This is a genomic window from Methanosarcina sp. UBA5 (assembly GCF_002505485.1).
Classification (GTDB): Archaea; Halobacteriota; Methanosarcinia; order Methanosarcinales; family Methanosarcinaceae; genus Methanosarcina.
Genome location: NZ_DAVG01000078.1, coordinates 1 through 5,928, shown reverse-complemented (window position 1 = coordinate 5,928; position 5,928 = coordinate 1). Strand labels below are relative to the sequence as shown.

At 40.5% G+C, this 5,928-nt stretch carries 6 protein-coding genes; 2 read left to right on the top strand and 4 right to left on the bottom strand.

What is annotated here, in order from left to right; translation table 11 throughout:
- Together BP621_RS07930 and cobA are read right to left on the bottom strand one after the other, a co-directional pair.
- Positions 1–720, bottom strand: a 720-nt coding sequence (locus tag BP621_RS07930; RefSeq protein ID WP_292389004.1) for a uroporphyrinogen-III synthase, incomplete at its 3' end; no start/stop codon positions are given.
- A 40-nt stretch (positions 721–760) separates the two neighbouring features.
- On the bottom strand, positions 761–1,528 hold the full coding sequence (gene cobA / locus BP621_RS07925; RefSeq protein ID WP_292389006.1) for a uroporphyrinogen-III C-methyltransferase: 768 nt from the start codon (positions 1,526–1,528) through the stop codon (positions 761–763).
- A 364-nt stretch (positions 1,529–1,892) separates the two neighbouring features.
- Between cobA and BP621_RS07920 the strand changes: the two genes are divergently transcribed.
- Positions 1,893–2,810, top strand: coding sequence for a ribonuclease Z (locus tag BP621_RS07920; protein ID WP_292389003.1), 918 nt, complete (start codon positions 1,893–1,895; stop codon positions 2,808–2,810).
- A 260-nt stretch (positions 2,811–3,070) separates the two neighbouring features.
- Here BP621_RS07920 and BP621_RS07915 read toward each other — a convergent pair whose 3' ends face one another.
- Positions 3,071–3,331 carry a hypothetical protein gene (locus tag BP621_RS07915; RefSeq protein WP_292389002.1) on the bottom strand — a complete coding sequence of 87 codons (261 nt, stop codon included), beginning with the start codon at positions 3,329–3,331 and terminating at the stop codon, positions 3,071–3,073.
- A 274-nt stretch (positions 3,332–3,605) separates the two neighbouring features.
- Positions 3,606–4,724, bottom strand: coding sequence for an AAA family ATPase (locus tag BP621_RS07910; RefSeq protein ID WP_292389001.1), 1,119 nt, complete (start codon positions 4,722–4,724; stop codon positions 3,606–3,608).
- Between the two features lie 679 nt (positions 4,725–5,403).
- On the opposite strand from BP621_RS07910, the gene BP621_RS07905 reads away from it, so the two are divergent.
- Entirely contained in the window at positions 5,404–5,583 is a 180-nt protein-coding gene (locus tag BP621_RS07905; protein WP_292389000.1) for a hypothetical protein, read from the top strand.
- Positions 5,584–5,928 lie beyond the last annotated feature (345 nt).

Below are 5,928 nucleotides of genomic sequence, written 5' to 3'. Positions count from 1 at the left end.
TCCATATTTCTTCAGGGTATTTCCTGTAGGCGTTCCTATAGCTCCTACTACAGCCCTGCTGAGAGACTCTTTTATAGTTTCCTCTGCTCCCAGCTCTTTCGCATGCTTCATAAAGCCTTTGACCATCATCGAGCTTGTAAAAGCAAAAGCATCTACTTTCCCTGCAAGCGTGCACTTGATCAGCTCTTTCTGAATTGTTCCTTCAGGAATACTGAGAGTATACACGTGGGTCTCATAAACCTTAGCTCCGCATTTTTCAAGCCCTTCCATTAAGGCTTTAGCCCCAAAAGCACTCCTGGCAAGCTCTACAGTTTTTCCTTTTACCTCGGGACAGAGAGCTTTTACAATTCCTTCGGAACTATAGTCCCCTGGCAAAAAGGAGTTTTCGATCCCTATTCTTATGAGCTCTTTTTCCGTGTTAGGGCCAATTGCTATTACTTTGCTTTTTTTCAGCGCGGTGATAAAGTTTTCCTTTTCGATTTCTGAGAGCTTGTCCAGAGTAAAACTTATTCCGTTTGCGCTGGTAAATACTACATAATCCGAAGCTCCTTTGAGGACTCTTTGTATGAAGGGCTCAAACCCTTCATCTTTTATGCCTTCAAGCCGGATCATGGGGACATATAAAGGCTCAAAACCATAATCTTGCGCAAGGGCCTCTGATTTTTCCCTGTAGCTTTCCGGCCTCATAATTGCAAGGACAGGTTTTTTTTCTTCTGCCATATTCCCTTCTCCTGTTATGTCCCGGTCTTTCAGTGCCGGGTTAAAAGTCAGCTCCTGCCCGCTGTTCACCGAGAATTTCGTGCAGACGTACAACATCCCCTACAACCGTAATAGCTGGAGCCTTCACTCCACGCTCCTTTGCAAGCTCTGCGATATTTGCAAGAGTCCCTACAGTTACTCTCTGGTCAGCCCTGGTTCCTCTCTCAATGACTGCAACAGGGGTGTCCGGAGCCTTGCCATGTTTCATTAGCTCTTCTGCGTTCCGGCCGAGCATTTTCACGCCCATAAGGATTACAATTGTTCCTCCAAATTTTGCCAGAGTATCCCAATCAAGTCCGCTCTCCTCTTTTGTGGGGTCCTCGTGCCCGGTTATGAAAGTGACCATTGAGGTACTTTCCCTGTGGGTTACCGGAATTCCGGCATAAGCTGGCACTGCAATTGCAGAAGTGATCCCTGGAACAACCTCAAACTCAATGCCTTCGGCTACGAGTACCTCGGCCTCTTCTCCCCCTCTCCCGAAGACATAGGGGTCACCTCCTTTAAGTCTGACCACAGTCTTTCCTTCTTTTGCTTTTTGCACAAGCACTTTATTAATCTCAGCCTGGGTCATGGTGTGGTTGCCGGCATATTTTCCAACATCAATCTTCTCCGCACTTGTCGGCATTGAGTCCAGAATAGCTTTTCCAGGAAGCTGGTCATAGATAATTATTTCAGCACTGTCAATCAGGCGGCGGGCTTTCAGGGTGAGAAGTTCCGGGTCTCCAGGGCCCGAACCTACAAGGTAAACTTTTCCGTAATTTCCTGACATATGATGACGGTTCCTTTTTTCCTTTTTATTCCTGATAGATGATTTTTCTCTCTTCGCACATTTTTTCATATTTGACGATAACTTTTATCCTGGCTGGGAAAGCCCGATTAATACTAAATTACTTTTCCGAGAAGAAAGTGCATATCTTCTAAAGGAACGGTTTGATAGAAATGTAAATCTGTAGGGTTTAAAGAGCTTTTATAATAAATACTATCCCATCTTAACAGATTTTTATCTACGTAACTTGTATATGTCGAACCTTATACATATCAGCATGCGGCTCCGCTCCTGAAACACTGCAGCTAAGATGCAGCTAAGACGATAGCAATTAATAAATACCTCTTAAGTAATTAGTGAGTTCAGTATGCTTCGCATAATCTTTCTTGGCACTGGAGGTTCTCTGCCCACCCGCAACAGAAACCCGTCGGCAGTAATGGTCAATCGGGAAGGAGAGCTTATCCTGTTTGACTGTGGAGAAGGGACCCAGCAGCAGATGATGCGGGCAAAGACAGGAATGATGAGCCTGTCCTCTATTTTTGTCAGTCACTTTCATGCGGACCATTTTCTGGGAATCCCTGGCCTGATCCAGACCATGTCTTTCATGGGAAGGAAAGAGCCTCTTTGGATTTACGGCCCTCAGGGTACCAGGGAATTTACTGAGCTTTTTAAAGCTCTTGGTTATTTCAACCTTAAATACGAAGTTCAAGGTATCCAGTTGAAACCCGGAGATGTTGTGGAAAGAGAAGAATATGTGATCCAGGCTTTAAAAACCGAACACAGTATCTCAAGCCTTGGGTACGCCCTTATAGAACATCCTCGTCCAGGGCGTTTTAACAGGGAAAGAGCAATCGAACTGGGGATTCCTCCTGGCCCTCTTTTCGCAAAATTGCAAAAAGGATACACTGTAGAAGTCAATGGAAAGCTCGTAAAACCGGAATATATAATGGGAGCTTTAAGGCCAGGGCGGACTGTTGTATACAGCGGAGATACCAGGCCTTGTGAGTCCATTTTCGAAGCCAGCCGGGATGCAGATGTATTGATACATGACGGCAGTTTTGCGGATGAGATGGCAGATTGGGCTGAAGAGTCCAAACATTCGACGGCAGGGGAAGCCGCAGCTCTCGCAAAGGAGGCAGGGGTCAGGAAGTTGATCCTTACCCATATTAGCTCTAGGTATACTGATGATGCTGAACCTCTCCTTACAGAATCGAAAAAAGTGTTTGAAAATGTAATTATAGCTGAAGACCTGATGGAAATTGAAATCCCTTACAGGTCGAAATAAGGCTTAACTCATTTTTATTCAAAAAAATCATAATTTTTACGAAAGTATGAATTATTTTGTGAGAGTAACTAAGTGACATAAACTAAGTGACATAAGTTAGATTAATAAAGAATAAATATAATAATTCAAAGTGCTTTCCAAAAAACTCGAAATTGCCTTAAGAAAAAGATTAAGACTCTCCCGGGATTTTTAGATCCGGACGTTTTAGCGAAAAGAAGCTATAGCAGATAGGATCTGCATTGCAAAAGAATCAGAATAATTCAGACTAGAGCCCAATCCAGTTTTTTGTTTTCGGCATCGTAAAGTGTGACCTGCATGGTTTTGTCTTCGACTTCATAGACAGGCTTGATACCTAAATAAAGTGTGTCTCCATGATTAATGTTGAGCTCGCCATTCACTCTTCCGAAATATACTCTGCCTTTTGTGCCTTTTTCTTCTACTGTTATACCTTTCCACATAAGATTTTGAATTACATTTACAACTTTACACTCAAACCTGTCGACTTCACGTATCTCATTCATGGGGATCCCTTTTAATTCTTATTTCATATCTGGTTAAGAGTTTATTAAACTCGTTCCTGTTAGAAAATAACTATTTTTATACATAAAATTATTCCTGTTCTTCAAGCAAAGAAGAGAGGTATGTAAAAGCATCACAATGAAGCAGGTAAAATACTCAAAAAAAGAGTTGTATAGCAAAATAAAAATTATTTTCAAAATTAGCCATCAAAAAGCAGGTACTTTAAAATAAGTACCTTAAAAGTTCATAGTTTAATAGTATGTACCCTCCTCTGGATCAAATATAAAGTTCAGAAGGACCCTGGGGGGCATCTCTCCTGCCAAGTTTTGCAAGCGCGTTTTCAAAATCTTTACTTGCTACAATTTCCCGGTCTTCTATAATTGCCTGGTGAAGAGCGGTTTTTAAAACCTTTTCCACAAGGTCTCTGCCCGAAAGTCCATTCGCTTTCTTTGCAAGTGCCCGGAAGTTACAGTCCTCTACCTGTAAGGGGAAGGTTTTTACATTTGATTCGAATATCCTGACGACTTCTTCCTCTTCGGGAAGAACGAATTCAATCTCTTCTTCGAACCTGCTTCTTATAGCTGAATCCAGTGAATAGATCCTGTTTGTAGAGCAGATGGTACACACTCCATCGCGTTCTACTATGCCATCCATTTCGGTCAGAAGAGCGTTTACAATTTCGCTTACGTCTCCTCTCAACTCCTGGAATTTTCGATCCAGGGCTATGGCATCGAGCTCGTCAATAAAGATTATACAAGGAGACATCTCTTCTGCTCGGTCATAGAGCTGGTGGATCTGGCGGGCCCCATCTCCCACATATTCTCCTATAAGTTGTGTAGCCTTGACAGGAATAATGGGCACATCGGTTTTGGTTGCAAGAGCCTTTGCAAGCATGGTTTTTCCGGTACCTGAAGGCCCGAAAAAAAGGATATTTCTTGGCGCCCATTTCCCAAAGCGTTCGGGCTCTTCAAGGAAGCGTTCGATCAGCCTGCACTTTTGCTTTGCAAGTTCCTGCCCGATTACGTCTTCAAATTTAACGCTACTCTTTATTTCTGCCGAGGAAGGAAGCCCATTTTCTTCTTCAGTTACAATAATTGAGGTTGAACTTCCTATTATGGATTCTGCAGGTTCCACATCTATGATGCGATAAGCAAAATCAGGGAACATCCGCCGATCAAAGAGATAATCTCCCTTACGAGCAACATATCCGTTCCACTGTTCCCGGGCATAGAATTCAAAAACATCCCGATTTTCAATAACAGGGTATTCGTCCATCATGCCACTTAGCGGATAACCTTCAGGCTTCAGGATAAGAAGCTCGGAGGTAGACTTCCCAAACTCGGTATTATTTTCATGAGTCTTTTTCGCGTTCACTCTTTGTGAAACTGGTCGCACTTTGCTATCAACTCGAATACTTTTCTATACCTTAATACTTTTCTATACCTTTATAGTACTATAACACTATAGTACTCCGAAGAGCTAATAAAATTAACCCCATAAACCAGGCAAGATATTCGACTGCGAAAGGCTCGTCATCTTCTTGAAGCCTAAAAAGGTTTTCTAAAACCCTGTCTTTAAGCTGCCCCTGGGATAACTATCTTCAAGATTTCTTCTCAGGGTTCAGGTAATTATTATATATCCAGATATTCAATGTAACAATGCATAAGTCCTGTGGGACACAACATAAGTGTAAAATATTTATATGAGTAGCCAAATAGGTTGTTTACTATTTGAAATATATTTGAATTAAAAATCATGTAATATAACAGGCTTTCTAAAGATTCTAATATTAGAATTTTAAGATTGTATTTCTAGATAGTGCACATGAAAGTCTGGTCTAAAAGAGAAAGCTAATATATTAGGTAAATAATATAAAACTTATAATTATTGAATCAAACGTATTTTCAAACTGTTTGGAAATGTATCAATAATACTGAGTAAATTACCTGACTAATATATTTATGTATAAAGTATTAAGTTGTACAGCAATATTATGTCGGTAATACAGCAGACTAACGACTTAAAATGTAGTGCCTAAATAAGGTAGTTTCAGAGTATGATTTTTATGTTTACTATGGAGAACACGGAAGGTTTTGACCAGAAAACTCTTGATAAGATGAACGCTGAAGTCAAGAAAACAATGAGCAAGCACGATACTAAATCAAAAGATTACAAAAAGTTATTCGAGCAAGTTGAAGACCAAATCTTCGACAAATATTGTTCCGAGGTGTTCAGGCCCTCTCTCAAACTTTGATAATTTACCGTTTTGGATTTACCGCTAATTAAATTCTTCAGGTAAATTCTCTTTTATTTTATTCTGCTTGATGCATCCTAATTAATCAGTTGACATTGTTATATTCCTCTAATTTAGTAATTAATGCCGACTTGCTTTTGTAAATCCAGATTCTTTTTCAGGATCTTTTTGACAATTTATTACAATTCTGTCATCTCAACTTTGGAAATGTTAATTCATTAGATCTTCGCTTACCTTCTCACATATCCCGCTGCGCAAAACACTCGATTGCCAACCTTGAAAAAAGAGAAAGACAATAGATCATAAAGTAAGCAGATAAAACAATTTTAAAAACATATCCAAAGC

What these genes read in the sequence shown, in the direction of transcription:
- cobA (WP_292389006.1), bottom strand. Translation starts at nt 1,528, where the DNA reads ATGTCAGGAAATTACGGAAAAGTTTACCTTGTAGGTTCGGGCCCTGGA.
- BP621_RS07920 (WP_292389003.1), top strand. Translation starts at nt 1,893, where the DNA reads ATGCTTCGCATAATCTTTCTTGGCACTGGAGGTTCTCTGCCCACCCGC.
- BP621_RS07915 (WP_292389002.1), bottom strand. Translation starts at nt 3,331, where the DNA reads ATGAATGAGATACGTGAAGTCGACAGGTTTGAGTGTAAAGTTGTAAAT.
- BP621_RS07905 (WP_292389000.1), top strand. Translation starts at nt 5,404, where the DNA reads ATGGAGAACACGGAAGGTTTTGACCAGAAAACTCTTGATAAGATGAAC.